Origin of the sequence: Chromohalobacter sp. 11-W, from assembly GCF_029889905.1 — a bacterium.
Taxonomy (GTDB): Bacteria; Pseudomonadota; Gammaproteobacteria; order Pseudomonadales; family Halomonadaceae; genus Chromohalobacter.
The window spans coordinates 82868-109843 of sequence record NZ_JARANZ010000005.1 but is presented as its reverse complement, the minus strand read 5'-3'; the positions used below and the strand labels follow the sequence as shown (position 1 = coordinate 109843).

General features: G+C 59.9%; 28 protein-coding genes. 18 read left to right on the top strand and 10 right to left on the bottom strand.

Going from position 1 to position 26976, the window contains the following annotated elements; all coding sequences use genetic code 11:
* Positions 1-48: 48 nt before the first annotated feature.
* Positions 49-2688, top strand: a complete 2640-nt coding sequence (gene pepN, locus OP494_RS08675) for an aminopeptidase N (RefSeq protein WP_280540344.1) — start codon at positions 49-51, stop codon at positions 2686-2688.
* A gap of 82 nt (positions 2689-2770) precedes the next feature.
* Here the strand turns inward: pepN and OP494_RS08670 are convergent, their stop codons facing one another.
* A complete protein-coding gene (locus OP494_RS08670; RefSeq protein WP_280540343.1) occupies positions 2771-3064 on the bottom strand; it encodes a hypothetical protein in 294 nt (97 codons plus the stop codon).
* 437 nt (positions 3065-3501) lie between these two features.
* Between OP494_RS08670 and OP494_RS08665 the strand changes: the two genes are divergently transcribed.
* Together OP494_RS08665 and OP494_RS08660 are read left to right on the top strand one after the other, a co-directional pair.
* Positions 3502-3771, top strand: coding sequence for a DUF1127 domain-containing protein (locus tag OP494_RS08665; protein ID WP_280540342.1), 270 nt, complete (start codon positions 3502-3504; stop codon positions 3769-3771).
* Positions 3772-3979: 208 nt separating this feature from the next.
* A complete protein-coding gene (locus tag OP494_RS08660) occupies positions 3980-4183 on the top strand; it encodes a putative motility protein (RefSeq protein ID WP_178999687.1) in 204 nt (67 codons plus the stop codon).
* A gap of 52 nt (positions 4184-4235) precedes the next feature.
* Here OP494_RS08660 and OP494_RS08655 read toward each other — a convergent pair whose 3' ends face one another.
* The 3 genes from OP494_RS08655 to OP494_RS08645 form a co-directional block, all read right to left on the bottom strand.
* Positions 4236-4847 carry a hypothetical protein gene (locus tag OP494_RS08655; RefSeq protein WP_280540341.1) on the bottom strand — a complete coding sequence of 204 codons (612 nt, stop codon included), beginning with the start codon at positions 4845-4847 and terminating at the stop codon, positions 4236-4238.
* Positions 4848-4913: 66 nt separating this feature from the next.
* The gene (locus tag OP494_RS08650) at positions 4914-5678 is read right to left on the bottom strand and encodes an HpcH/HpaI aldolase/citrate lyase family protein (protein WP_280540340.1); all 765 of its coding nucleotides are present in this window, start codon (positions 5676-5678) and stop codon (positions 4914-4916) included.
* An 81-nt stretch (positions 5679-5759) separates the two neighbouring features.
* Positions 5760-6254 carry an Lrp/AsnC family transcriptional regulator gene (locus OP494_RS08645; RefSeq protein WP_280540339.1) on the bottom strand — a complete coding sequence of 165 codons (495 nt, stop codon included), beginning with the start codon at positions 6252-6254 and terminating at the stop codon, positions 5760-5762.
* Positions 6255-6408: 154 nt separating this feature from the next.
* Here OP494_RS08645 and OP494_RS08640 point away from each other — a divergent pair, with 154 nt between their 5' ends.
* On the top strand, positions 6409-8100 hold the full coding sequence (locus OP494_RS08640; RefSeq protein WP_280540338.1) for a 2-isopropylmalate synthase: 1692 nt from the start codon (positions 6409-6411) through the stop codon (positions 8098-8100).
* A 68-nt stretch (positions 8101-8168) separates the two neighbouring features.
* Here the strand turns inward: OP494_RS08640 and OP494_RS08635 are convergent, their stop codons facing one another.
* Together OP494_RS08635 and OP494_RS08630 are read right to left on the bottom strand one after the other, a co-directional pair.
* Complete coding sequence (locus tag OP494_RS08635) at positions 8169-9149, bottom strand: tripartite tricarboxylate transporter substrate binding protein (RefSeq protein WP_280540337.1); 981 nt, start codon at positions 9147-9149, stop codon at positions 8169-8171.
* A 246-nt stretch (positions 9150-9395) separates the two neighbouring features.
* A complete protein-coding gene (locus OP494_RS08630; protein WP_280540336.1) occupies positions 9396-10232 on the bottom strand; it encodes a formate/nitrite transporter family protein in 837 nt (278 codons plus the stop codon).
* Between the two features lie 109 nt (positions 10233-10341).
* Between OP494_RS08630 and OP494_RS08625 the strand changes: the two genes are divergently transcribed.
* Entirely contained in the window at positions 10342-11037 is a 696-nt protein-coding gene (locus tag OP494_RS08625; protein WP_280540335.1) for an MgtC/SapB family protein, read from the top strand.
* 88 nt (positions 11038-11125) lie between these two features.
* Here the strand turns inward: OP494_RS08625 and OP494_RS08620 are convergent, their stop codons facing one another.
* Entirely contained in the window at positions 11126-11692 is a 567-nt protein-coding gene (locus tag OP494_RS08620) for a FlgO family outer membrane protein (protein WP_280540334.1), read from the bottom strand.
* Positions 11693-11706: 14 nt separating this feature from the next.
* The gene (locus tag OP494_RS08615; RefSeq protein WP_280540333.1) at positions 11707-12381 is read right to left on the bottom strand and encodes a hypothetical protein; all 675 of its coding nucleotides are present in this window, start codon (positions 12379-12381) and stop codon (positions 11707-11709) included.
* A 230-nt stretch (positions 12382-12611) separates the two neighbouring features.
* On the opposite strand from OP494_RS08615, the gene OP494_RS08610 reads away from it, so the two are divergent.
* The 5 genes from OP494_RS08610 to OP494_RS08590 all read left to right on the top strand — a co-directional run bounded on the left by OP494_RS08610 (position 12612) and on the right by OP494_RS08590 (position 16315).
* Positions 12612-13781 carry a multidrug effflux MFS transporter gene (locus tag OP494_RS08610; RefSeq protein WP_280540332.1) on the top strand — a complete coding sequence of 390 codons (1170 nt, stop codon included), beginning with the start codon at positions 12612-12614 and terminating at the stop codon, positions 13779-13781.
* 59 nt (positions 13782-13840) lie between these two features.
* The gene (locus OP494_RS08605) at positions 13841-14131 is read left to right on the top strand and encodes a YciI family protein (protein WP_280540331.1); all 291 of its coding nucleotides are present in this window, start codon (positions 13841-13843) and stop codon (positions 14129-14131) included.
* Positions 14132-14203: 72 nt separating this feature from the next.
* A complete protein-coding gene (yegS, locus tag OP494_RS08600; protein WP_280540330.1) occupies positions 14204-15151 on the top strand; it encodes a lipid kinase YegS in 948 nt (315 codons plus the stop codon).
* A gap of 131 nt (positions 15152-15282) precedes the next feature.
* Positions 15283-15729, top strand: a complete 447-nt coding sequence (locus OP494_RS08595) for a nucleoside deaminase (RefSeq protein ID WP_280540509.1) — start codon at positions 15283-15285, stop codon at positions 15727-15729.
* 97 nt (positions 15730-15826) lie between these two features.
* Positions 15827-16315 carry a hypothetical protein gene (locus OP494_RS08590; protein WP_280540329.1) on the top strand — a complete coding sequence of 163 codons (489 nt, stop codon included), beginning with the start codon at positions 15827-15829 and terminating at the stop codon, positions 16313-16315.
* A gap of 178 nt (positions 16316-16493) precedes the next feature.
* Here the strand turns inward: OP494_RS08590 and OP494_RS08585 are convergent, their stop codons facing one another.
* The gene (locus OP494_RS08585) at positions 16494-16700 is read right to left on the bottom strand and encodes a cold-shock protein (protein ID WP_040242353.1); all 207 of its coding nucleotides are present in this window, start codon (positions 16698-16700) and stop codon (positions 16494-16496) included.
* A gap of 452 nt (positions 16701-17152) precedes the next feature.
* Here OP494_RS08585 and OP494_RS08580 point away from each other — a divergent pair, with 452 nt between their 5' ends.
* From OP494_RS08580 to OP494_RS08570, 3 genes are all read left to right on the top strand, one after another.
* Positions 17153-17575 (top strand): TM2 domain-containing protein, encoded by a 423-nt coding sequence (locus tag OP494_RS08580; protein ID WP_280540328.1) that lies wholly within the window; start codon positions 17153-17155, stop codon positions 17573-17575.
* A gap of 63 nt (positions 17576-17638) precedes the next feature.
* Positions 17639-18214: an exopolysaccharide biosynthesis protein gene (locus OP494_RS08575; protein ID WP_280540327.1), complete on the top strand. Its 576-nt coding sequence runs from the start codon at positions 17639-17641 to the stop codon at positions 18212-18214.
* Between the two features lie 72 nt (positions 18215-18286).
* Entirely contained in the window at positions 18287-18928 is a 642-nt protein-coding gene (locus OP494_RS08570) for a LysE family translocator (RefSeq protein WP_280540326.1), read from the top strand.
* Positions 18929-18986: 58 nt separating this feature from the next.
* On the opposite strand, the gene OP494_RS08565 is transcribed toward OP494_RS08570, so the two are convergent.
* Positions 18987-20972, bottom strand: coding sequence for a transglycosylase SLT domain-containing protein (locus OP494_RS08565; protein ID WP_280540325.1), 1986 nt, complete (start codon positions 20970-20972; stop codon positions 18987-18989).
* Between the two features lie 138 nt (positions 20973-21110).
* Here OP494_RS08565 and OP494_RS08560 point away from each other — a divergent pair, with 138 nt between their 5' ends.
* The 5 genes from OP494_RS08560 to OP494_RS08540 all read left to right on the top strand — a co-directional run bounded on the left by OP494_RS08560 (position 21111) and on the right by OP494_RS08540 (position 26745).
* A complete protein-coding gene (locus OP494_RS08560) occupies positions 21111-21443 on the top strand; it encodes a YkvA family protein (protein ID WP_280540324.1) in 333 nt (110 codons plus the stop codon).
* A gap of 153 nt (positions 21444-21596) precedes the next feature.
* Positions 21597-23495: a molecular chaperone HtpG gene (gene htpG, locus OP494_RS08555; RefSeq protein WP_280540323.1), complete on the top strand. Its 1899-nt coding sequence runs from the start codon at positions 21597-21599 to the stop codon at positions 23493-23495.
* 130 nt (positions 23496-23625) lie between these two features.
* Positions 23626-24468 carry a protein bax gene (locus tag OP494_RS08550; RefSeq protein ID WP_280540322.1) on the top strand — a complete coding sequence of 281 codons (843 nt, stop codon included), beginning with the start codon at positions 23626-23628 and terminating at the stop codon, positions 24466-24468.
* Between the two features lie 123 nt (positions 24469-24591).
* Positions 24592-26055, top strand: a complete 1464-nt coding sequence (locus tag OP494_RS08545; RefSeq protein ID WP_280540321.1) for a protein adenylyltransferase SelO family protein — start codon at positions 24592-24594, stop codon at positions 26053-26055.
* A 117-nt stretch (positions 26056-26172) separates the two neighbouring features.
* On the top strand, positions 26173-26745 hold the full coding sequence (locus tag OP494_RS08540; protein WP_280540320.1) for an isochorismatase family protein: 573 nt from the start codon (positions 26173-26175) through the stop codon (positions 26743-26745).
* Positions 26746-26976 lie beyond the last annotated feature (231 nt).

The window sequence follows — 26976 nt, the reverse complement described above, 5'->3', positions numbered from 1 at the left end:
GATGTCTTGGGGGCGAGTGCATGCCCCGATCTCAAGGAGCGTCGATCGATGTCCGAACCGCAAGCGACCCATCTCAAGGATTACCTGCCGCCCGCCTATCGGGTGACGCACACTGAGCTGAAATTCGACCTGGCCCCTTCGGCGACGACCGTAACGGCGCGCCTGCATGTCGAACGCCACCCCGAGCGCGAAGCGGGGCTCCCGCTACGTTTCGCCGGTGACAAGCTGTCGTTGGTGCGTATCGCCGTGGATGGACAAGAGCTGGAAGCCGGTGAGTACGAGGTCGATGACGAGGGGCTGACCATCGCCAGCGTGCCGGAGCGTTTCCTGCTGGATACCGAGGTGTCGATCGACCCCGCTGCCAATACCGCCCTCGAAGGGCTGTATGTTTCCAGCGGCATGTTCTGCACTCAGTGCGAGCCACAGGGCTTTCGTCGCATCACCTTCTACCCCGACCGCCCGGATGTGATGGCCACGTTTTCCACCACGGTGGTGGGTGACAAGACCGATGCGCCGGTATTGCTTTCCAACGGCAATCCGGTGGAAAGCGGCGAGCTTCCGGGTGGCCGGCATTTCGTGACTTGGGAAGACCCGCACCCCAAGCCGAGTTACCTGTTCGCGCTGGTGGCCGGGAAACTGGAAAAGCTCGAGGACCGCTTCACGACCATGAGTGGACGCGATGTCACGCTGCAGTTGTGGGTCGAGCCGGAAAACCTCGATAAGACCGACCATGCGATGGCCTCGCTCAAGCGCGCCATGCGCTGGGATGAAGAGACCTACGGGCGTGAATACGATCTCGACCGCTTCATGATCGTCGCCGTCAACGACTTCAATATGGGCGCCATGGAGAACAAGGGGCTCAATATCTTCAACTCGGCGGCGGTGCTGACGCATCCGCAAACCGCGACCGATGCGGCTTTCCAGAGCGTGGAGGGCATCGTCGCCCATGAGTACTTCCACAACTGGTCGGGCAACCGCGTGACCTGCCGCGACTGGTTCCAGCTCTCGCTGAAAGAAGGCTTCACCGTCTTCCGCGATCAGAGCTTTTCTGCCGACATCAATTCGGCGCCGGTCAAACGTATCGAGGACGTCTCCTTCTTCCGCACCGCGCAGTTCGCCGAAGATGCCGGCCCGACGGCACACCCCGTGCGTCCCGATCATTACATCGAGATTTCCAACTTCTATACCCTGACGATTTACGAGAAGGGTGCCGAGATCGTGCGCATGCTGCGTCATCTCCTCGGTTGGGAGACGTTCCGCCAGGGCTCGGATCTGTACTTCGCGCGTTTCGACGGTCAGGCGGTGACCATCGAGGATTTCGTCGACTGCATGGCGGAAGTCTCGGGGCTCGATCTGAGCCAGTTCATGCGCTGGTATTCCCAGGCGGGCACGCCGGAGATCGACGCCCACGGCGAATACGACTACGCCAAGTGCGAGTATCATCTGCGGCTCTCCCAGCGCACGCCACCCACTCCCGGCCAGGCGGAGAAGCAACCGCTGCACATTCCGGTACGCATGGGGCTGGTGGGTACCAAATCCGGGAACGATATAGCGTTGACGCTGGACGGTGAGTCGCTGGGCCACGAGACGGTGCTGCACCTGCGCGACACCGAACAGACGTATGTCTTCACCGGGATTGACGAGGCGCCGACGCCGTCACTGTTGCGCGGTTTCTCGGCGCCGGTCTACCTGCGCTATCCGTACTCGCGCGAGGAACTGTCGTTCCTGCTCACCCATGACGCGGACGATTTCAACCGCTGGGATGCGGGGCAGCGGCTGACAATGCTGGCCCTCGACGACCTCATCGCGGCGCATCGCAACGGGGTTGAAAAGGTCATGGATAGCCGCGTCATCGACGCGTATCGGCGCCTTTTGACCACCGAGACCGACGACAAGGCAGTGCTTGCCGAGATGCTGACGCTTCCCTCCGAGGCCTACATCGCCGAGCAGCAGCCGATGGTCGATGTGGATGCCATCCACGCCGCACGCGTTTTCGTCAAGCAGTCGCTCGCCACGGCCTTGCGCGACGAATTCCTGGCTATTCATGAAGCCCATCGGAGCGACGAGCCCTACGCGCCGGAGCCGGATCAGATCGCGCGGCGTCGGGTGAAGAATGTGGCGCTCGAATACCTGATGAGCATCGAAGACGAAGAGGGCGTAACGCTGGCCGAGGCGCAGGTCGACGCCGAGGACAACATGACCGATGTCCGCGCCGCCTTGACGATGCTGGTGCACAGCTCGCGCAGTGACATCGCCGAGCCGGCACTCAAGGCGTTCGGTGAGAAGTGGGCGCACGATCCACTGGTGATGAACCAGTGGTTCACCATCCAGGTCACGCGTCCGCAGGAGGATGTGCTGGAACGCGTCAAATACCTGATGGCGCATCCGCTGTTCTCGCTCAAGAATCCTAACAAGGTGCGTGCGCTGATCGGTGCTTTCGCGGCGCAGAACCGCGTCAACTTCCACCGACTCGACGGCGAGGGCTATCGCCTGCTGGCGGATGTGGTGATCGAACTCAACAGCCTCAATCCTGAGATTGCCGCGCGCATCATCACGCCGCTGACGCGCTGGCAGCGTTTTGACGAGCAACGTCAGGCGTTGATGAAGGCCGAACTCGAGCGCATTCGTGCCGAGGAACTCTCACCCAACGTCTTTGAAATGGTCGAGCGGGCGCTGGCCGAGGCCTGATAGTCGACTTTGCAAGAAAGTAACGCAAACGCCGCTGCCTTGGCAGCGGCGTTTTTGCGTGGGGCCGTGGCAGCAAAGCGCCTCAGCGGATGAGCCAGCCGAGCACTAGCAATCCAAGGAACAGCCATACGATACCGCCGACGAAGGCGCGTCGGACAAGCGCGCGAATCCCCTTGTAGAGCATCCACACGCCGATGATCAGCACTACCAGGTTGATGAGCGAGGGATTGACGCCCAGCGAACGAGCGAGGCCGTCGAAAAAGCGGTCAATGGCTACCCACAGCCCCGCGAATAGCGTGGAGAGAGCATCGATGATGACGCGCAAGGCGTCGCCGAGGAACTCGCCTAGCCAGTGAAAGAACCTGTCGATCTGCATGTCACATCCTTTTTGTGAGCGTGCTTATGTGAGTCTCGCTCCATGTACTGTCGGCGTGCATGGCCGCAGTCCGCCATTCTATGCGGCAAGGCGCCAGGATGGCAGGGGGCGCTCGCTCGCATAGGTGTTCGTGCGGTGCTGGTTCGGTATTTCGCCAAGAAATTTGACGGCGCGTCGCGCGGCGTCTAAGAATAATAAGTGAAGGCTTATTCAGCCCTCTTTCACCAATCAAGAGACAAGTCGATATGCCCCCAACGCAGGCCATGTGGACAGGTAACAACGTCGCAGTCATGAATCATGACCTGCGAGCTTGTGCCTGTCCGTGTGCCATCGACTGAAACTCTTCACTGGCCGCGGATCCTACCGCGGCCAGACTCGATTCGTTATCTCGATTGTGTTACCCGCCAGGATCCCGGCCTCGATCAGGAGACCGTGTGATGACATTGTGGGAAATCCTTCGGGGAATGAAGAAAGCTGCGATTCAGCATCGTCGTAATCGTCAAACATTCGATGATCTGGCACATCTGGAGGCGCGTTTGCTGCGCGATATGGGAGTGTATCGTGAGCGTGGTGTGGTGCGCTCGCTCGAGCCGCTGGCTTTGCAGTTCGACAATGGCAACGGTGCACCGATGACGGGAACGCCCGCGCCGGGGGCACGTCGCTCACGGACGGATTACTGTCCCCATTGTGGAGAAGTGCTGACGTAGCCTTGGCCGCGGCTGTCCTGAGGCAGTCGTGGCCAGTGCCGGTCGATAGCAAGGTGCAGAATGAAAGGAGATGGCCTTTATGCTTTTCTTCTTGCATGCTGAAGATGTCATGCGTTGGCTGTTAATCGTGGGCAATGAAAGTTTGTTGAGCCCTAGCCGATAACTAGAAGGCGTAAAGCGCATTCATTCACTTGAAGGGAGAAGCTTCATGGATTCATCCGTGAACGCAGCCGTGGGCACTGCGATGGCGCTGCAACAGCACAACGCCGATCAGCAGGCGCAGGCGAGCCTGCTCAAGGAGTCGCTCAACAATCAGGCGTCACACGTGTCGCAACTGATGGAAGCGGTATCCCCCCAGCAGTCGCTAGCGACGACCGGCACCGTGGGTACGCAGGTCAATACCTACGCTTGAGTCTGAGGTAGGTGAGTAAAGAATGCCGTGGCGCCAAGCGCCACGGCATTTTTCATGGCAGTGAGAGCCCGTCGTTGATCTCACGCAGGCGCTGCATGGCGTGATCGGAAGAAAACGGTGGTTCCCGCGGGGGATCGTAGACCTCGCCGCGGGTGCCGTTGACGATCAGGTCGATGGCATAGCAGGTATCGTCGATCACGGCTCGGTAGCCGGTGATCTGTTGGAAATGGCTCATGCCGGCGTCGTCGAGCGTGAAGGTCTGGAAATCATGGCCATCGATGCTCGCGGTGGATCGCGAGTGGGCGTTGGGTGGCGGTGTCAGGCAGTTGGATATTGCGTTGGCATCGTGACTCGCGCCCAGACGCCAGCGCGCGGCCGTGATGTCGTTGGAGCCCGGCAGTGCCAGCGTGAGCAGGCGCTCGCCCGGTGTATCATCTGCGATCTGCCAGCTTCCGGTATCGAAGTAACCCGCCTGTGGGACGGTGATGCGCTCGAGTGAGGCATCGGCGTGCAGCTTGACGGGATAGGGCGCTAGCGTGAAGTTCGTGGTTTCTTCGTTGGCCGGGGGAGACGGCGTTTCGCGAGGCCCGGTCGTGCAGGCCGCAAGCGATATGGTCCCCCCAAGTACAGCCATAATGGCAGTCGCGATAAATATCCGTGTCATGCGCGGGACTCTTGGTTTGATAGCGAGTTGTGTGATGGCGAGCGCCTATACCGTATCAGCCACCTTTTACCCCTTGTAGCGTGCCACGGTCTCCTTGGCAGCTTGTCGCAATAGGCTGATGTCGATGCCCACGGCAATGAAATCGAATCCCCAGTCGGCATAGCGTCTGGCGTCTGTCTCGACGGGTGCCAGGATACCGGCGGCCTTTCCGGCGGCGTGAGTGGCGTCCAGAGTATGCCGAATCATCGCCTGGACCTCGGGGTGATTGGGATTGCCGATATGCCCGATGTCGGTGGATAGATCGAAAGGGCCGACGAACACGGCATCGATGCCGGGGGTGGCGGCGATGGCCTCGGCGTTGTCGACGCCGCTGCGGGATTCCACTTGTACGATCAGGCACAGCTCTTCATGAGCCGTCGTCATGTAGTCTTCTACCTCGCCCCAGCGCGTGGCGCGCGTCAGGCCACCGCCCACGCCGCGAAATCCCTGCGGCGGGTAGCGTGTGGCGGCGACCAATTGGGCTGCCTGCTCGGCGGTGTCGACCATGGGGATCATCAGCGTCTGGGTGCCGATGTCGAGCAGTTGCTTGATCAGGGCTGGGTCATGGTTGACGGCACGCACGACCGGGGCGCAGGGGTAGGCGGCAATCGCCTGCAACTGCGCGAGTATCGTGGGGACGGTATTGGGCGCATGTTCGCCATCGACCAGCAACCAGTCGAACCCCGTGGTCGCGAGTATCTCCGTGGCGTAGCCAGTGGCGAAACCGGCCCAGCATCCGTAGCGCGTATCGCCGGTCAGTGACGCCTTGAAAGGGTTGCGGGGCAGTTGCATGGCGTATGTCCTTTTCGTTAGATGACTATTGCATACAAAAAACGTAACAGCCTTTCGAGTCACCGGCCATTGCACCAGCGTCTAATATGCGGGGACCGGGCGGTGCTCGAGAACTCGACGCAGGACGAAACTGGAGTGCGCGCCGGTGACGCCTTCGATACGCGTGATCTGATTGAGCAGCAGGTTCTGGTAGTCATCCATGTCGTGGACCACGACCTTGAGCTGATAGTCGGCCTCTTGGCCGGTGATCAGCAGGCATTCCTGCACTTGAGGCAGTGCTGCGACCTTGGCTTCGAAGTTGGCGAAGCGCTCCGGTGTGTGGCGATCCATGGAGATGTGCAATAGCGCCGTGAGGCTATGGCCCAGCCGTTTGGCATCTACCAGGGCGCGATAGCCGGTGATCAGGCCGTTGTCTTCCAGGACTCGCACGCGCCTCAGGCAGGGTGAAGGCGACAGGCCGATACGCTCGGCGAGTTCCTGATTGTTGATACGCCCATGGCGCTGGAGGATATCGAGTATCTGGCGGTCGTAACGGTCAAGCGTCACCCCGACGACCGGAGCGCTCTCTTTTGGCATTATCGTTCACTTTTAAGAATAATATTGGCATTGTATGCCAAAAAAATCTCTCGTCGAGGGTGATTTTGCAATCGCCTGCGGGGCAGAGCGGCGTAGACTGTGATCATTGCCACGAGCAATCGGCTCGTTCATCCATTTTCACAGGACTGTTGTCATGAGTTGCTTCGACCATCGCAAGTACCGCCCGGCGCCACGTGTGCCAGCCTTCGACCGCCAGTGGCCGGATCGTGACCTGGTGGCGGCGCCGACCTGGGTGAGCGAGGACCTGCGCGACGGCAATCAAGCGCTACTCGAGCCGATGAGCGTCGAACAGAAGCAGCGCCTGTGGCACCAGATCATCAAGGTCGGCATCAAGGAAGTCATGGTCGGTTTTCCGTCGGCCAGTCAGCCTGATTATGATTTCGTACGCTGGCTGATCGAGGAAGATCAGATCCCTGACGATGTGACCATCGCGGTGTTGGTGCAGTGCCGCGAGCATCTGATCGAGCGCACCTTCGCCTCGTTGGTCGGTGCCAAGCGCGCCATCGTGCATCTCTACAATTCCACCTCGACCGTGCAGCGTGAGCGCGTGTTCGAGATGGACCGCCAAGGCATCGTCGATATCGCCGTACAGGGGGCGAGCTGGGTCAAGGCGCATGCCGCGCGCTATCCCGACGTCGAGTGGCGCTTTGAATACACGCCCGAGAGCTTCTCCAGTACCGAGATCGACTTCTCGCTTGAGATCTGCGAAGCGGTGATGGATGTCTGGCAGCCGACGCCGGAGACAAAGTGCATTCTCAACCTGCCCACCACGGTCGAGGTGGGCGGCCCCCATCATCATGCCGATCAGATTGAGTATTTCTGCCAGCATATTAGCCGCCGCGACAGCGTGATCATCTCGGTACATACGCATAACGATCGCGGCGGTGCGGTGGCATCCGCCGAACTCGCCTTGCTGGCCGGCGCCGAGCGTGTCGAAGGCACGTTGCTGGGCAATGGTGAGCGGACCGGTAACATGGATATTGTCACCCTGGCGATGAATCTCTACAGCCAGGGCATCGATCCCGAGCTCGATCTGTCGCGCCCCGACGAGATCATCGAGGTGGTGCAGGAATGCACCGGTATTCCCATGCATCCGCGTCACCCGTGGGTGGGGGAGATGGTCTACACCGCGTTTTCCGGCAGCCACCAGGACGCGATCCGCAAGTCGCTCAGAAAGCAGCAAGCGGACGAGCCGTGGCAGGTAGCGTACCTGCCGATCGACCCGCGCGATATCGGGCGCGATTACCAGGCGGTCATTCGCGTCAACAGCCAGTCCGGCAAGGGCGGCATGACGTTCCTGCTCGAGCGCGATTACGGTATCAGCCTGCCGCGTTGGATGGCATTGGAGCTGGCCCCGGCAGTGCAGGCAGTGAGCGAGACGGTGAGCGGCGAACTCTCCAGTCAGCGCATTCGCGAGGTACTGACCGAGACCTTTTCCCGGCATGAGCCGCTCTCGCTGGCTGGCTATCGGCTCGATCGTGACGCCGACGAATGCTTGACGGTGTCGCTCAACGATGAAGGTCGGAGCGTGCGTTTGAGTGGCCAGGGCAACGGTGTCATTTCGTCTTTCATGACCGCCTGGCAAGCCCACACAGGGCAATCGGTGAGCGTCGTCGATTACAGCGAGCACGCGCTGGGCGAGGGCAGCGACGCCGTGGCGATCGCCTTCGTGCAACTCAATGTGGCGGGGCAGCGCATCAGTGGCATGGCCGAGGACGGCGACACCGTCAGTGCATCGCTCAAGGCGGTGTTGAGCGCGCTCAACCGCGCGGGGCATCAAGGCACGATGTCGGAATTAGCGGCCGAGGCGCAGGCCCCGGCCTAGCATGGTAAGGAGTGGATGCGCCACGACCGCATGAATAGGGAGCGCGGTCGTGGCGCGTTGAGTGATACCTACTGCTTGGCGAGGCCGATGGCTTTCATGATCTCACCGAATTCGGCATCGCCTTGCTTCATGTAGTCGCCAAAGGCCTGTGCGTCTTTCCATTGCACCCCATAGCCTTGCTTGGTCATGAAGGTTTGATAGGTGTCGCTTTCGTAGGCGGCGTGCAAGGCTGTTTCCAGCGTCTCGACGATGTCATCGTCCATACCTTGTGGCCCGATGACGCCGCGCCACGCGCCCGTGGTGAAGTCGCTGTCCACCTGCGAGGCCACGGTGGGCACATCGGGAAAGCTTTCCAGAGGTTCCTCGGCCATCACACCGAGGCTACGCACGCGGCCGGACTCGATCATCGAGCGCGCTTCGGGTAGCGAGGTGGCGGCCATGTCGACGCCACCTGAGGCTAGCTCCGTCATGGCCGGCGCGGCGCCTTGGCTGGGAATCCAGTTGACCTTGTCGGCGGACATGTCGAGATCCATCAGCAGTCCGCCCAGCGCAACATGCCAGATACCACCGAGCCCGGTGCCGGAGGCATTGAAGTGACCGTCGGGCTGATCGCGGATCGCATCCATCAATTCGCCAAGGTCCTGATAGTCGGCGTCCTCGGCGACGCTGATGCTGGCGGCATCGAAGTTGATCTGTCCGATGGGAGTGAAGTCTTCGTAGGTGAGATCAGTCAGGCCTTGCCAATGCATCATGTTGATCTCGACCGTGCCTAGCCCAAGGGTGTAGCCATCGGGTTTGGCCCGCGCGATGGCGGTATGTCCCACGACGCCGCTGCCGCCCGTGCGGTTGACCACATTGATGGTTTCACCGAGTTCTTCCTCCAGGGCTTTGGCGATGATGCGTGCCGTGGCATCGGTCCCGCCGCCGGCGGCCCAGGGCACGATCAGCGTGATGGGTTTTTCGGGATAATCGGCAAGCGCAGGGGTGGCGAGCCCCATGACCAGTGCTGCGGCAAGCCAATACGGTGTGCGTGGTGTGGCGTGTCCCATTGTTATTGTCCCTCGTCATCGATCCGGTCAGGCCGGGTGGGTGGTATAAGCTACTTAAGCTTTAACAGGCACTCGGGCGCTTCGCTAATTCCGAAACTCAGCATGCTGATAAAAACTGGTTATCACGAGAGAGTGTTGGGCGCTATTCGCTGTCTCGTTCGTGAGAGTGCATGAAACGGCATAGACGAATGGACAGGCTCGGCACGCCGGTAGGCATGCCGAATCAGGCATTTATAAGATACCTCTTCAGGTGTCGCTGCGAACTTGTGCATGGCTAATGAGGGCAAAGATGAAGGTGCCGCCGATCACGTTGCCGGCCAGCGTCGGCAGGGCGAAGTGGAAGAGATATTCACCCAGACTTGCTTGGCCGGCGAACATCAAGTACATCACTTCCGTGGACCCCACGATGATGTGCGTGAAACCGCCCAGTGCGACGAGATAAGTGACGATCAGAATCACCCAGATCTTGGCGCCTCCAGCGGCGGGGAGCAGCCAGACCATGGTGGCGATCATCCAGCCGGCGATGATGCCCTTGGCAAACATCTGGCTGCCCGTGTTCTCCAGGATGTGATGCCCCAGGCTGAGAAAGGCTTTATGCGTTTCGGCATCGAACAAGGGCATGTAGAGGAACGCGTACGCGGAGACCGCCACCCCCACTAGGTTGCCGATGAGAACGACGCCCCATAGCTTCAATAGCTTGAGAAACTGCATGATGCGTGGCGTGCTCATGACCGGTAGCACTGCGGTGACGGTGTTCTCGGTGAACAGCTGTTGACGCGCGAGGATGACGACTATAAAGCCGATGGTGTAGCCGAACGACTCGACGAGATAGCCGATATCGCTGTCCGGCAGGCGCGCATGCAGCAGCCCCTTGGCAAGCATCGAGAAACTCATCGATAGGCCGGCGGCAATCGCCGACCAGAACAATGCCGACGCGGCGCGTTTGAGTTCCGTCTCGCCTTCTTCACGGATCGATTCATGGACGCCCGCCGCACGCGATGGCCGAGGGCCGCCGTTGAGATGCAGGTCGTGCTCGTCTTCCTCCACCCGACTGGGTGGCGTGAGGTTGGAGGGATGGCTCACGCAGCGATCCTTCTATCGAAAGGTGGGAAATCGTCGTGGATTCTGTGGGATACAGTGGCAGACGCTATGCTGACACGATAGACGATAACGCAGGAGAAGGAAGAGGCGAATGGCGACGATTTCATGGACGATAGTGGTGCATCTGGGCATGGCCTGGCTGGCGGGCAGCCTGATTGGGTTGGAGCGGACTTTCCATGGGCGCCCTGCGGGGTTTCGGACACACGCGCTGGTGTGCGTTGCGTCGGCATTGTTGATGATGGTGACGGTCTACCAGTGGCAGTGGCTAGGCAGTGATGTGCCCGAGGAGACGATCAGAACCGATCCCACGCGCATGGCACAGGGCATCATGACGGGCATCGGCTTTCTGGGCGCGGGGGTCATTTTCAAGGAGGGACTAACGGTACGCGGCCTGACGACGGCGGCCTCGATCTGGATTACCTCGGCGCTGGGCATACTCTACGGTATCGGCTTCTGGGTGCCTGGGATACTGGCGACCGGGGTGACCTTGTTGACGCTGTCGTTGTTTCGTTTGGTCGAGGCGCGGATGCCGAGCCGTACGTTCGCGCGCTGCATTCTACGCTTCGATAGCCAGCGGATACTCGACGAGTCAGAAATCTATGCGTTAATGAAAGCCCATCGATTCCATATCGAAAGCCTCAGTTACCGCACGCGCGACGAGGGGCGGCAATTCGAATACCGCATGATGCTACGCACGCACGACCGCCACTACCTGCCGCTATTGGCCACTGACTTGCGCAACCACGAGACGCTGTTGGAATTTCAACTGTCGCCGACCGGTGATTGATGCAGGCCCCAGCATCGAGGTCTGGATGCTGGGGACGCCAACGACGGAGCCCATCCCAGGGATGCGCCACGTTTGCTGGAGAAGGCGTTTACCAGGTGGAGGGCAGCAAGGTCCTGATGTCGTTGTCCATTGGCACTTCGAAGCTCGAGGCACCCAAGACCTGGCGGTCCGCGATGCGTACCAGACGAGCGTTGACGAACAGCGTGTTCTCGCCTTGGGCATAGGTCCCCAGCAATACGGCCTGGGCATCGTGGTTATCGCTCAAGCGCTGTACGTTGCGGGACAGAATCAGTTCCCCGGTATTCTGCTCGATGTATAGGCTGTCGCGCATCTTGACTTCGATGACATTCATGCCGCCCTGGACGAGACGCGAGGTAAAGGTCTCGGACAGCGTGCGCCCGAGCGTCGATGACTGATCCAGTTGGTCGATATCGACGAATGTGGTGGCGATGATCGGTGCTCGGTTGCCGAGCTGTTCGCTACTGGTGGCGAGCAGCTTGTCGGCGGCCTCGTCGACGCGCGTCAGCATGCTGGGCTCGGGGGCGGTCGCTTGACGGTTGGGAAGAAGGCTGCAACCTGAGAGCACCAGCAACAGGATGGCCAAGGTCAGCAAGCGCACTGTAAGGCGCCCGGTGCGGTGTTGGTTGGATGACATGTCGAACGCTCTCCTCACCAGTCGGATGATAGCGGCAGGCCAGCGGAATCGCCGGTGCCGGATGCACCGTAATGATCGCTATCGCCCGCGTTGATGTAATACAAGTTCGAGGACGAGTAGCGCAGCGTGTCGTATTGGCTGACCTGGGTCGTGATAATGACCTCCTGCTTGCCGGTGGTGGTCCAGCTACCGCTGAAGGTGTCGGCCAGTGCGGCGGCGGGAATCAGCCCCAAGGCGGGCTCGGTCCAGTGATTGAAAGGAATGGTCGCCACGGCGATGCCAGTCGCCAATGCGGTCAGAGCACCCTGGGGAGGCCGTACGAAGCCGCGATCCTGGTGACTGATTACCTGGACATCGAAGCTGACATGGGCGTCGCTAGCGTCCGGCTGAGTACGAACGATGGCGCCTTGCTCGACTAGCTCACTGGTCAGCAGGGAACGGAACCCGTGGCTGAAGGCGGTCTCCTGTTCATGCTCCTCGACATAGAGCGGCTTGCCCCACAAATCGCGCTTGGCGAGGATATCGCCTGCCTCGTGTTCGGCAAGCACTTCCCAATGCTGCGCGGCCTGCATGCGTTGCTGTTCACTGATCGGGTAGGTCGTGGCGATGGGGGCCTGCGAGGTATTGACCCCGAAGCAGCCGCCCAATAGGACGGCGCTGAGCACGACCCCCCAGGTGCGGAATGGCATGGCGTTTCCTGTGCGATGGATGATCGGCGGACACGAGGCATTGCTTGGATCATTGCCCTGAAAGGAAATATCGGCGAGGTGAGTATGAGCTTTAGGCCTTGTCCTGAAAGTGTCTACGCGCGTCGATTTTTCGGGCGACACCTCAATAGGAAAATGCACGCATCATTGGCCAGTTGCATCTTGGCGTGTTCGGGGTAAGGTGGCGTTCTTTTTGTCGCTGCGGAGGTTTCATGTCGGGTGCCCGTTTGCTCCCCCTGCTGGTGGGCTGCGTGATGTTGTCGCCACTGGCGATCGATATCTACCTGCCGTCACTGACGGTCATGGCGCGCGAATTCGACGTCCCGTTCAGCCGGCTGCAGTTCACCGTGACATTACTCTTGCTGAGCGTCGGCCTAGGGCAAGTACTCGTCGGCCCGTTGACCGATCGTTTCGGGCGTCGCCCGGTGCTGCTTTGCGGCACTGTGGTTTATATGGTGGGGGCACTATTGGGTATGATGGCGACCAGTCTCGGGCCGCTTTACGTATCGCGTGTGCTGCAAGGCCTGGGGGCTTGCGCGAGTATGACAGTGGCCTTCGCCGCCGTGCGTGACTGCTTCACGGCCGAGCAAGGCGCTAAACTTTACAGTTATCTCAACGGGGCACTGTGCATCATTCCTGCCCTGGCGCCCGTCATCGGCGGAAGCCTGGCGGTGACCTTCGGTTGGCGCAGCAATTTTGCGTTCATGTTCGTCTTTGCGGCGGTACTGGGTGTGGCGGCCTTATGGCGCTTCGCCGAGACGCGGCCTCAGGACACGGCGCCCGAGCGCCGACTTTACCATTGGGCCCGCTACCGACCGGTGCTGACCAGTGTTCGCTTTGTCTATTTCGCGGGGCTGGCCGGGGTGATCATGTCGGCGATCCTGGTGTATGTATCGACCGCGCCGGTCATACTGGTGGATCGGCTGGGGCTTTCGGAGCTGGCATTCAGCGCTTGGTTCGGCGCCAACGCAGTGGTCAACATCCTGACGTTTTTCTTCGCACCCCGCATCATTCACCGTCTCGGACGCGTCGGGACCGTGCGTTTAGGGCTGGGGCTGATTATCGTCTCGGGCGTCTTGCAGGCGCTGATCGTCACGACATTACCGCTGTCGTCAGTCGGCTTCATGGGGCCGATAGGAGTGCTTTCCGTGGGCTTTTCATTGGCGCTGGGTGCAACCTCGAGCCTGGCACTCGAGCCGTTTCGTGAGCGCGCTGGGACGGCGGCTGCGTTACTGGGTGCCTTGCAGTTGGGCGGCGGTGCGTTGTTGGCTACGCTATTGCTGGCGACGCCGTTGGCGCCGCAATGGGCCTTGGCATTGATCGGCGTTGTGTTGGTTTCCCCCTTGCTGTGGCTTTCCTGGCGAGTGGCGCCGACGGCGTGAGTTTGTAAAGATACGCAAGGCAAAGCGACGTGCCAGGCGGCAGATATCAAGGAGCAGCCATGTTCATCGTATCGCTGGAATACGTGGTCGATCCGGACACGGTCGAGCCATATCGTATGGCTCATATGGCATGGGTGCGGGAAGGCTTCGAGCGTGGCGTATTTATAGCGTCGGGGCGTAAATCGCCTCCGAGTGGTGGCATCATTCTGGCCAGAGCGACCGCGCGGGAGCGTTTGACGGCCTGGCTTAATGAAGACCCATTTATCGTCGCCGGCGTGGCGCAATACCATGTCGAGGAATTTCTACCGACGACGGTCGGCAATGGTTTCGAGGTGCTCAAAGGAATATGAGACCCGTTGGTGCAAGCTGCATATGGCGAGACGAGAGGCCGGCGTGTCTCAAGGAATGAGGATGATAAAGCGATGAGTGAAACACTCCAGCCTGCTGCAAGCGATGGTGATGCGTGGCTGATACTCAATGGTAAATCCGCTCAGCTTCCGGATATCCGGGAGGCGGTGGAGCGCGTTCGTGAAGAGGGCCACCCTCTGGCGGTGCGAGTGACCTGGGAAGCCGGCGACGGTGTGCGCTTGGCACGGGAAGCCAGCGAAGCAGGTATAAAACGTATCATCGCCGGCGGCGGCGATGGAACGGTCAACGAAGTCGTTGGCGGCTTGATGCAACTGACCCAGGCTGCAAGGCCGACCCTTGGTATCCTCCCGCTGGGCAGTGCCAACGATCTCGCACGTGGTCTAGAACTGCCCTTGGACCCTCTTGAGGCGCTGCGCGTGGCATTGGAAGCCCGTCCCCACAATGTCGATGTGGGTAGCCTGGGTGGTGATTATTTCATCAACCTTGCCTCTGGCGGTTTCGGTGCTCAGATCACCAATTCGACACCGGCCCCTCTCAAGCGCCTTTTGGGTGGTGGCGCCTATTCGTTGATGGGTATGCTCAAAGCCTGGAATTACCAGCCTTACCGCGGGCGTTTGCGGCTCCCCGATGGAGAGCGCGATATTCCCTTGTTCCTGCTTGCGTTGGGTAATGGGAGTCAGGCTGGAGGCGGCCAGCAGCTAGCGCCCCAGGCCAAGATCGACGATGGTTTGCTGGAGTTGCTCATCGTGCGCCATTTCACCTCGCTTCGAGAAATGAAGCAGCTTATCGACGAGCTGGAGAACCTCCCCGAAAGCGGCGAGTTCGTCGAGTACTTGCAGGTTCCCTGGGTCGAATTCGAAGGCGAGGATGCTCTGCCGCTGAACCTCGATGGCGAGCCGTGTTCCCACGAGCGCTTTCGCGCTGAGTTGATACACGGTGCGCTTTCCTTGGCGGCACCTTCGTCTTCCGCACTGTACTCATCACCAAGCGATGAGGGTTGAGACGCGACAAGCCGTCTTGCGTGATCGCTTTCCCGGGGCTCTTCGAGGTACTGGCGCTTGAAATGAACGTGGAAGTGCCCAATGTCAACGTGTGTAACGTGGTGCACAAGGTGAATGATAAAAGGATCACCATGGATCAATTTATGCAGGCGGCCATCGACGAGGCGCGCAAAGGATACGACGCGGGTGGGGTTCCCATCGGTTCGGTGCTTGTGCATCAGGGCATTATCATCGGGCGTGGACACAACCAACGCCAGCAGCGTGGCAGTGCCATTTTGCACGGCGAAATGGACGCCTTGGAAAACGCTGGTCGGTTGGCGGCACATGTGTATCGTGAAGCAGTGCTTTATACCACACTGTCACCTTGTGCCATGTGCAGTGGCGCCATTTTGCTCTATGGCATCCCCGAGATCGTGATCGGCGAAAATTCGACCTTTCAAGGTGAGGAAGCATTATTGCGCCAACGTGGTGTCACGCTCACGGTCTACGATGACCCTCAGTGCAAGGCGCTGATGGAACGGTTTATCGTCGAACGGCCCGAGATTTGGTACGAAGATATTGGCGAGTCCGGCATGTAGGGCTTGTCAACTCTGTACCATGAGGCCTGGATGGCCTCATGGGCTTTTAGGAAAGTGCCGGCCCCCGGCAGAAATGAGCGACTCAAGGAGAGAAATGATGACGTATAAGCAATGGACGATGAGTGCGTTGGCATTGGTGATGTCACTTGGCCTAGCGGCCTGCGATAGCGGTGACGACCCCGCTCAGGAGGCTTCAAACAATAGCGAACAGGCGGCTGAAGAAACCCAGCAAGCCGCTGACGAGGCTGGCGACGAAATGTCCGAGATGAGCGACGAAGCCAGCGACGATATGGAAGAAATGGGTGACAACGCGGCTGATGAGTCCTCCGATGCCATGGACGAAGCGGGCGAAGAGATCGACGAAGCGCAAGACGCAACCGCAGACGCCGCCGATGAAGCCGGCGATGAAATGAGCGAAGCCGCCGATGAGGCGGGCGATGCAATGGATAATGCCGCCGACGAAACACAAGAGGCAACTGACGAGGCAACCGACGAAGCGGCGGATGAAATGAACGACGCAGCTGACGAAGCCGAGCAGCAAGCGGATGAGCTTGAAAACGACGCCGAAGACGACAACCAGTCGTAACATCGCCGCCTCATGCCGCTAAAGGCAAGGGCACATGGCGTGTGGGTATGCGCCATGTGCCTTCTTTCGTATAAGGCAAGGACAGTCATATATGATCGGGAAATAAAAGAGCCCACCGTTAGGTGGGCTCATGCGTTCGGAGTCCGATGCCGGTCTCACGACCGCTGGGGTATCGGAATTAACCGACCACCTTGATGTTGGACGCCTGCAGGCCTTTCTTGCCCTGGGTGACCTCAAAGCTCACTTTTTGGCCATCCTGCAGCGTTTTGAAGCCTTCAGCCTGGATCTCGGAGAAGTGTGCGAACAGGTCATCGCCACCATCTTCCGGAGAGATGAAGCCGTAGCCTTTGGTGTCGTTAAACCATTTGACAGTGCCAGTTGCCATTTCGAATTCCTTAACTTGCGAAGTAATGATGCGGGCCGACCCATGGGCGACCATGGTACGTGGGTAAGACAAGGAGGGAATGCGCAAGGGCGATCGAGAATTCGATTAACAACTGACGACATTCGACTTGCAAACCTACGCAGCGGAGAATGCATGACCCTCGGGTAAGCGTCAAGCTTATTGCTGAGGGGCCTTTCCCGGTACCATGCACCGCATATGCAACATAGATCGAAAATTCGGGGGCGTCCAGAACGCCGGTGTGTGCGCCGAGGGTAAAGCGTGGCGCCTTGATTGAAGGCATTATACTGCTGCCTGGCGAGCGCCGACGCCTTGCCATGCAAAGCGTAACGGCGCGGCAGGAATTTTGGCGTGACCTGGGTGTTTGTCATGGTGATGCCGCACCTTGGAGAGGGGTGCGGATCGAGCGAGTTTCATTTTGGAGGAGTTATCACGTGTCCCATACCGCCGTCGCTGCTAACGATACGCATAGCAAGATAGTGGGCTATCTGTTGTGGGTGTTTGGCTTTACCGGTTCACACCGCTTTTACTACGGCAAGCCCATCACCGGCACGATCTGGTTTTTCACGCTAGGCCTGCTGGGCATCGGCTGGTTGATCGACTTCTTCCTGATCCCGCTGATGGATCGTCAGGCGGATCTACGTTTTCAGGCGGGACCCACCAGCTACACCCTTGCCTGGATATTGCTGACCTTTTTGGGCATCTTTGGCCTGCATCGAATGTACATGGGGAAATGGCTGACCGGACTGTTGTATCTCGTCACCGGCGGGTTGTTCTTGTTGGGTGTTCTGTACGATTTCTGGACGCTCAATGACCAGATCTCGATGAAGCATGCCAGACGCGGCCTGTTTGACTGATAGTATGCGGCCTTCCACTGTTCAAGAGCGTCATCAAAAACCGCTCCCAAGGAGAAATCGCGCATGGAGTCGCGCATCAGTTTGACCCAGTTGCTGGAAACGCTCGACGACGCCAATGATGGCAAGACCATCTGCCTGCAGGATATCGTCGCGACATTTCGCTCGCGGGGCTTCGGCCCTCTGATTACGCTGCCTGCATTGCTGGCATTCCTGCCCACCGGTGGCGTGCCCGGCGTGCCCACGCTATGTGCCGTGTGCATCGTTTTGATGGCGTCGCAACAGTTGCTGGGGCGGCAATCGCCCTGGTTGCCGAGGAAACTGCGTGAGCGGGGCGTCAGCCATGACAAGCTGCACCGCACCGTCAAACGCGTCCGGCCCTGGACGCAACGTATCGACAAGCTGCTGGCACAACGCCTGGAAGTATTGTTGCAACCGGTCGCGCGCCGCCTCATCGCAGTACTGGTCATCGCATTGGCACTGGCCATGATTCCCCTGGAATTGCTCCCCTTCGCGGCGGCGATGCCGGCGCTGACGATTACGGTGATCGGCTTGGGCATGACAGCCGAGGATGGTCTGTTGCTACTGATCGGTGTGCTAATGGCTGTAGGACTTGCCGTGAGTGCCTTCTGGCTCTTGTAAACACTTATGGGTCACGACGTGTGACTTCCATGTCGCTTGGGTGGCTCGCGTTTTAGTTACCGGGAAACATCTATGTTCTTCGACGCCCAGTTTTGGCCGTTTCTAGTGGCGATTACACTGCTGACGCTGACACCGGGCGTGGACACGTTACTGGTCATTCGTAACACCTCGCGCGGGGGCGCACGCGATGGCGTGCTGACCAGCGTGGCGATCTGCTCTGGCCTGTTTGTGCATGCCACCGTCTCGGCGCTCGGGATCTCGCTGATCCTCCTGCAATCGGCTTGGGCCTTCAACGCGCTCAAGCTGCTCGGCGCGGGATACTTGATCTGGTTAGGGCTCAGGAGTCTGGTCAGCGCCCGCCGAGGGGGTGGTTTGCCGGTGGCCGACATGGGCGTACGCAAGGAGCGGGTCAGCACTTGGCTGTCATTGCGTGAAGGCTTTCTCTCCAATGTGCTCAATCCCAAGACCGTCGTGTTCTATATGGCGTTTCTGCCGCAGTTCATTGCGCCGGGCGATCCCGCGTTAGCCAAGTCGTTGTGGCTTGCAAGCGTGCATTTCGTGATCGCCAATATATGGCAGATGGGCGTGGTGCTGATGGTGGGAAGTGCGGCCAGATGGCTGGCTAAACGCTGGGTATCGCGGATGATGGAAGGCGCCACCGGTACGGTACTGGTACTCTTCGGCGTCAAACTGGCGCTGGCTCAGCGCCCCTGAGAAAGTTCACAAGCTTTGGTGATGCGCCGACGCCCTTGAGGGGCGTCGGCGCTTGCGTTTACGGGTTACAGGCCAGCAGCGTGGTGTCGTAAATGCCTTCACGTTCGTCTTGGGTCAGCAGTGCGACGCCTTGCGAATCGCCTTGTTTGGCGAGGCTCTCGAAGATGACTCGATACGTCAGCACGGCTTGTACGTAGGCGCGAGTTTCGTGGTACGGAATTCGCTCCACGAAAAGGTCGAAATTACCGGAAGCCTCGCGAAGCCAACGGTCGACCCGACCGGGGCCAGCGTTGTAAGCCGCTGCGGCGGCGAGACGGTTGCCTCGATAGCGCTCCATCATGTCGCGAATGTAAGCGCTCCCCAAGCGAATATTGGTGGTCGGTTCGAAGAGCTCGCCGAGGCTTGGCGCGTCGATGTCCAGGTTACGACTGACATGCGATGCGGTGCCCGGCATGAGCTGCATGAGTCCGCGTGCGCCGACCGGTGAAACGGCTTGGCGATTGAATGCGCTCTCCCGCCGGGAAATCGCCATCAGCAGATAGGGATCGACACCGTTGCGTTGCCCCCATTGAGTGAAGTCCGCTTGATACGCGGGAGGAAAGCGCCAGGCCAGGGCATCCCATTGCTGGGCCATGATTGCCCCATGCACGGCCAGGTCGTACCAACCCCGTTCGAGCGCGTAGGCGTTGAGTGCGGCGGCATCGGACGCGCTGGCTTGACCAATGGCGTGGAACCATTCGCTACGCGCCAGCCCTGGCTCGTCGATGCGCCGCAGGGCCTCGCTGCGCTGGACGCTGGGTCGCATGGCGGCCAGTTCGCCTTGCAGTGGCGTGACGTCGGGCATGTCCATGTTCAAGGCATAGGGCTGACCGAGCTTGTCGGCGGCCGCGAAGGCAAAGAATCCGCGCTCCTGGGCGGCAAGTTGCCAAGCGGCCTGCGCGGACTCGGTGTCGCCGCGCTGATTGAGTGCGCGGCCCAGCCAGTATTGCCAATGGGCTTTCTGGCGGGTGGCTTCCGGCATCGCATCGATCCAGTCGATGACCTCGCCCCAATCTTGATCGGCCAGGGCATTGCGTACCCGCAGTTCGAACAGGTCGCCATCTGCAAGACGGGGCAAGGCGTCGTCGGCCCAACCGAGATTGTTGTCGACGTCGCGCACCATCGAATAGAACGCCAGATCATGTTCGATGGTGTGGCGTTGCGTATCGCTCAACGAGAGGTGGGGCGCGATCTTGCGCCAGGCCTCGAGCGCGGCTTCCGTGTCGGCGCGCGTGAAATTGTGCATCGCGGCGGTGAAGAGCGCACCGCTGCCTTGTCCTTGAGGGCCAATATCGGTGGGGATCTGGGTAATGGCCGCGTAGTTACTGCGCAGGCGCTCGAGTGCGCCGATACCGGCGTCCCAGTCGCCGTCGAGCTGGTCTGCCAGATAGTCGACGAGGCGACTCTCGCCGCCTTGCCAGGCCAGTGTCAGCCGCGTCCAGATATCGCCCTCGTCGATGTCGCCGCGTTCGCGCAAGGTATCGAACAGCCGATCGCAGGCATCGGGTTGCGAATGTCCGACTCGCCATAGTTCGCGTCCGCCTTGCGCGGCTTCTTGTGGTTGGCGATCGAGCAGGGCGGTGTAGTAATAACATTGCCGGATGGTGCCCGAGGGCTTGCCATCGCTGATGGCCAGCAGATCATCGAAGCGGCCGTCGCGGCCAAACGCGATCTGTGCCTGGCCGCGCATCCAGTTCGAGAGGGGCGAGTCGGTATGGCGTGCGATGTAGCTTTCTACCTCTACCGCGGGGGCGCTCGTCAGGTGCGCCTTGAGCCGATGATATTCCACGTATCCGGCCAGCACGTGATCATCGATAGCAGCGTCATCGATGCGTGACCAGCGGTGATCGCGGGCAGCGGCGAGTGCGTCTTTCATGGCGCGATCCGCAGCGTCGAGCGTCTGCGTGTCGGATTGCGCCTGGACGTCGGTGGCCTGTAACGCAAGTCCTAGCGAGGCCACCGATAATAGGGTCAGCCAGCGTTGGCGAAGCCGCGATGCGAGCATCTTCCATGTCTCCTTGCTTGCCTGGCGGGATAATGATGTGATCATCCTCGCTCAGGGGACGCGCCTTGGGTAGTGTTGTCGAACGGCGACACCCTGCATGATGACGCCAGCAAGCACGCAACGCCAAGGAGGCATGCCATGAAATTCATGCGAGGACTGGCCCGGTGGTCGCGGCTCAAGCAGCGTAGCGGGGCACTGATGCGCATTGCCCGCGCGTTGCGTGTGTTCGTGCCCATGCTGGGCGACGTGATGGCGGGTCGCTATCGCCCCGTGCCCTGGGCGGCCTGCGGTTGGATGACGGCGGCGGTGGCCTACTTGATCATGCCATTCGATATCATCCCCGATTTCCTGATGCTCATCGGCGTGATCGATGACGTCTTCATCGTCGGCTGGTTGCTGACCCGCGTCGACCATTCGCTTGCGCCTTACCGCCACTGGAAAGGCATCGACCCGCCCGATACCACACCCTGAAGTTGAAGTCCCTGCCCATGGGAACGCTTGGGTCGAGCCGCAAGCGCTTGAAAAGTCTCGCGCGGCCCCCATATCGATGCGCATGACGACATCTATCGTCACATTCTTCACCGTTTAACATGCATCCGTTATGGCCACAGGGGAATTTCGACCATGACTACCGCCACTCAAGCCGAAACAATGGGCTTCCAGACCGAAGTCAAACAGCTCTTGCAGTTGATGATCCACTCCCTGTATTCCAACCGGGAGATCTTCCTGCGTGAGCTGATTTCCAATGCCGCGGATGCCTGCGACAAGCTGCGCTACGAGGCGTTGGACAACGATGCGCTGTATGGCAATGATAGCGAGTTGCGCGTCGAGATCGAGCACGATGCCGAGGCGGGCACCGTCACCGTGCGTGATAACGGCATCGGCATGAGTCGCGACGAGGTCATCCAGAACCTGGGCACTATCGCTCGCAGCGGCACGGCGGAATTCCTCCAGCAGCTCTCCGGCGAAAAGCAGAAAGATGCCAAGTTGATCGGTCAATTCGGTGTGGGCTTCTATTCTGGCTTCATCGTTTCCGATGAAATCACCGTGCGCACGCGCCGTGTCGATCAGGAACAGGGCGTGGAATGGCATTCCCGTGGTGAAGGCGAATTCGATATCGCGGATATCGACAAGGCCGAACGCGGCACCGAAATCGTGCTGCACTTGAAGGAAGACGCGAAGGAATTCGCCGACGCCGAGCGCCTCAAGCATCTCGTACGCACCTACTCCGATCACATCGAAGTCCCGGTGCGCATGCCCAAGGTCGAGAAGGCCCACGATGAAGAAGGCAACGAGATCGAGGGTAGCGAAACCGTCACCTGGGAAACCGTCAACGAGGCGACGGCGCTGTGGGTGCGGCCCAAGGAAGAAATCAGCGATGATGAATACAAGGCATTCTATAAGCACGTGGCGCACGACTTCAGCGACCCGCTGATCTGGAGCCATAACAAGGTCGAAGGCACGCTCGAATACACCAGCTTGCTTTACGTGCCGGGGCGCGCGCCATTCGATCTCAATCAACGCGAGGGCGTACGTGGGCTCAAGCTCTATGCGCAGCGCGTGTTCATCATGGACGACGCCGAGCAGTTCCTGCCGCTGTATCTGCGTTTCATCAAGGGTGTGGTCGACTCCAAGGATCTGTCGCTCAACATCTCGCGTGAATTGCTGCAGAAAGATCCTCAGGTCGACAAGCTCAAGTCCGCGTTGACCAAACGCTCGCTGGACATGCTCAAGAAGCTGGCCAAGGATGAAGACGCTTACCAGACGTTCTGGAATGCCTTCGGCAACGTGCTCAAGGAAGGGCCGGCGGAAGACTTCGCCAACCGTGACAAGGTCGCCGAGCTGTTGCGTTTCTCTTCCACACACACCGACAGCGCGACTCAGGATCAGTCGCTGGCCGGCTACGTGGAGCGCATGAAGGAAGGTCAGCAGAAGATTTATTACCTGGTGGCCGATGGCTTCAATGCGGCAAGCCACAGCCCGCATTTGGAAATCTTCCGCAAGAAGGGCATCGAAGTACTCTTGCTGCATGATCGTATCGACGAGTGGCTAATGAGCCATCTCACCGAATACGACGGCAAGTCCTTGGTCGATGTCGCCAAGGGTGATCTCGATCTCGACGAGATGGCCGACGAGGAAGAAAAGAAAGCCCAGGAAGAGACGGCCAAGGCCAAGGCGTCACTGCTCGAGCGCGTCAAGGCTGCGTTGGGCGACGAGGTACAGGAAGTGCGCGTGACGCACCGTCTGACCGATTCGCCGGCCTGTGTCGTACTTTCCGAGCATGACATGGGCTATCAGATGCGCCGCCTCATGGAAGCGGCCGGACAGCCGCTGCCGGAGGTCAAGCCGATCCTCGAACTCAACCCCGAGCATGGATTGGTGACACGCCTGGAAAGTGCCGATGACGCCAGGTTCGATGACCTCGCGCGGATCCTGCTCGATCAGGCGATCATCGCCGAGGGCGGGCATCTCGAGGACCCCGCGACCTATGTCCAGCGTCTCAACAAGCTCTTGAGCAGCTGATAGGCGTTGGCGTTCGCTTACCGGGCCGGCCTTATGAGCCGGCCCGTTGCGTTTCGATAGTGACAATATTGATTCAACATGGACGCTCGTTGTTGCTAGACTGACGTCTTCATGTTCAAGGAGTCGTCTCATGCCGATTCGACACGACTTGTTCTTTTCTCGGTGGTGGCGTGGCGTAGTCGCGGCGACATTGCTGGGGGCGCTTGGTGTGACGGTGACGCCGCCACCCATGGATGCCTACGCCGCGTCTGCCTCGCGAGACGAGCGGACGCTCGAAAGCAACATCGATACGCCGGCTCTCGACCCCGTCGAGGAGATGCCGGACCTGCGCGAATATGCGGCCGGGCCCGAGCGCAAAACGGCGTTTCTCGAGTTGCTGGTGCCGCTGGTCGAAGCCGAAAACGCCAAGATCCAGGCCCAACGTGATTGGTTGCTCGACGTGCGTGAGCGTCAGGATTCGCTGAGCGATGCCCAGCGGTCGCATCTTCAACGATTGTGCGATAGCTATCAGATCGAATGCGGCACATCCAACACGTTCGAGTACCTTCTCTCTCGTGTCGATACGTTGCCGTTGGAAATGGTGGTCATCCAGGCCGTCGAAGAGTCGGGGTGGGGGACTTCGCGCTTCGCGCGCAAGGGCAACAACCTGTTCGGCTTGCGTTGCTTCAGTGAGGGCTGCGGCTTGGCACAGCGCGGTAGTAACCGCCATTACCAGCACTTCGATAGCGTTCAGGCGAGTATCGAAGCGTACCTGCATAACTTGAATACGCACCGTGCGTATCTCGCGATGCGTCAAACGCGGGCCGCGCAGAATGAAGAAGGAGCGCCCGTCAGTGCCGAGTCACTGATTCGGACACTGGACAGCTACTCCGTGCGTGACAATTATTTCGATGTGCTGTTGGCGCTGCTGCGCACCAATGCTGAATTGATTCGCGAGCACAGCACCGACGACGCCGAAGACAGCCCGGCCTGAGGCGTTGCCTTCTCCGTATCTCAACGTCGCCTTCGGGCGGCGTTTTTGCTAGTTCGGCACACTTTTATCGGTTGTTGCCGGGCGTGTAAAGTAGGTGCATATGCCCCTTCGCGAGGTCTCACCATGACGCTCGATGCGCTGCGCTTCGACAATGCTTGGGCGCGTCTGCCCGACGACTTTTTCACCCGGGTCAGTCCCGCAGCCTGGAAAAACACGCGACTGGTGGATATCAGTCCGCGCGGTGCCCATACGCTAGGCCTCGACCCTGCGCTTTTCAATGACGATTCCCCGTCGCGGGAGACATTGCGCCAAGTGATGGGGGGTGAAACCGTATTATCGGGGATGGACCCTCTGGCACAGAAATATACGGGCCATCAGTTTGGAGTCTATAACCCCGCCCTGGGTGATGGGCGTGGGCTGCTGCTGGGGGAAGTGGCGACCGACGACGGCTTCTGGGATCTGCATCTCAAGGGAGCCGGACAAACGCCGTATTCGCGTTTCGGCGATGGCCGTGCGGTGCTGCGTTCGACGATTCGTGAATATCTCGCCGGTGAGGCCATGGCGGGCCTGGGGGTTCCCACGACGCTGGCGCTGGCCCTGTCGATCAACGACGAGAAGGTCCAGCGCGAGCGGGTCGAGCCCGGCGCGACGCTATTGCGCCTGGCACCCAGCCATGTGCGCTTCGGGCACTTCGAATGGCTGTATCAGGCGCGTCGCAACGATGACCTTCAGCGTCTCGTCGAGCATGTCATTACGCGCCACCGTCCATCCTTGGCGGAAAGTGAGGCACCGGCGGAGGCGCTGTTCGGCGATACGGTCGTACGCACGGCACGCTTGATCGCCGCCTGGCAAGCTTATGGCTTCGTCCATGCGGTGATGAATACCGACAACATGTCGATTCTGGGATTAACGCTGGACTACGGGCCCTATGCCTTCATGGATCGCTACGATCCCACCCTGGTGCCCAACCACACCGATACCTCGGGCCGTTACGCCTTCGATCAACAACCCGGGGTAGGGTTGTGGAACCTCTCGGTACTGGGCCAGTCGCTGACGCCGTTGGCCGATCCAGAGGCGCTGCGTACGCAGCTAGCAGAGTACGAACCGGCGCTGCAACAGGAGTACGCGCGTCTGATGCGGGCACGCTTGGGGCTTGAGTACGCGCAAGATGGCGACGCCCAACTGGTTCAGGACTGGCTGACGCTGCTGGCCGACGCCGGGGCCGACTACCATCGGGCCTTTCGTGCCCTGGGGGAATGGGTTGTCGATGAGGGCGAGTGGCTGCATGAAGAGGTGCCGGCCGAAGGTCTGGCGGCTTGGCTGTCGCGCTATCGTCAGCGCCTTGAGGAAGAGGAGCGTGATGCTGCGTCGCGCCGTGACGCCATGCACGCGGTCAACCCTCTCTATGTGCCGCGTACGCACCTCATTCAGCAGGTCATCGAGGCGGCGGAGGCGGGCGATACGGCGCCGTTGGCCGAATTCCGGGCCTTGCTCGAAGACCCTTTTACGCCGCAGCCGGGCATGGAGCGCTGGGCGGCCGCCCCGGCGCCGGAAGCCTCTGTGATCTGCCTTTCCTGCTCGTCATGATATTCCACGACGTCGCATCGCACGGCGTCGTATGACAGCGTCTGGCGACAGCCTTTTTTCGACAATTGCCATGATGCGCCATACTCAAGACGAAGCGGTTCGTCGAAAGGAGGCGTCATGGCACCTCGCTGTCAGGTATTACCCCTTCATCCTCACGAGGCACGCGACGCGCCGGCCGCGTTGCTCGTGGCGTCCATGCTGCACTCGCCTGCGCGGCCCACGCTTGTCGCGCCGCTGACAGCACTGCTGGATGATTGGAGAGGGGGTGAAGGCTGTATAGTGCATGTCCGACGTTTCTCGCGTGAGTCGCATGCCTCCTGCCGGAGCGATCACGCGGGTACTGAGGCCATGCCCTGCGCCGTGCCACTTCCCGGCGAGCGTGTGGTCACGACCCATACCGACGACGCCTTTGTCGATACCGATCTCGATATCTGGCTGCACCATCACGGCATTTCGCATCTCGTCTTGGCAGGGGTTACCACGCTGGGCACGATCTCTACATTGGCGCGGCATGCGCAATGCCTCGGATTTTCGGTGACGGTGTTGGCCGATGCCTGTGCCGATGAGGAACTGACGGACCGCAGCGGCCTTCATTGGCAGGCCGAGACCCTGCATGGATTGGGGCTTGCACTTCTCGAACGCCAGGGTATCGAGGTGCTGAGCGTGGAGGAGCTGTGTCGTGATTGTTGAATAGCGTTATCGGAAAAGCGGCATTCACGCTTTCAATATGCGCAAGACGTAACTGAGACAAAGTGTAAATAACGTATCGTTTATGATGGCTATAAGGGAATGGGTAGGTTGTGTTTATAAAATAATTTCAAGTTAAAACAAGGGCTTGTGATTCATTTCGAGGCATAAGAGCAGTGTTATGCTTGCTATAACTCAATGATTATGATGGAAAATTTTGTTTTTCCTGTTGAT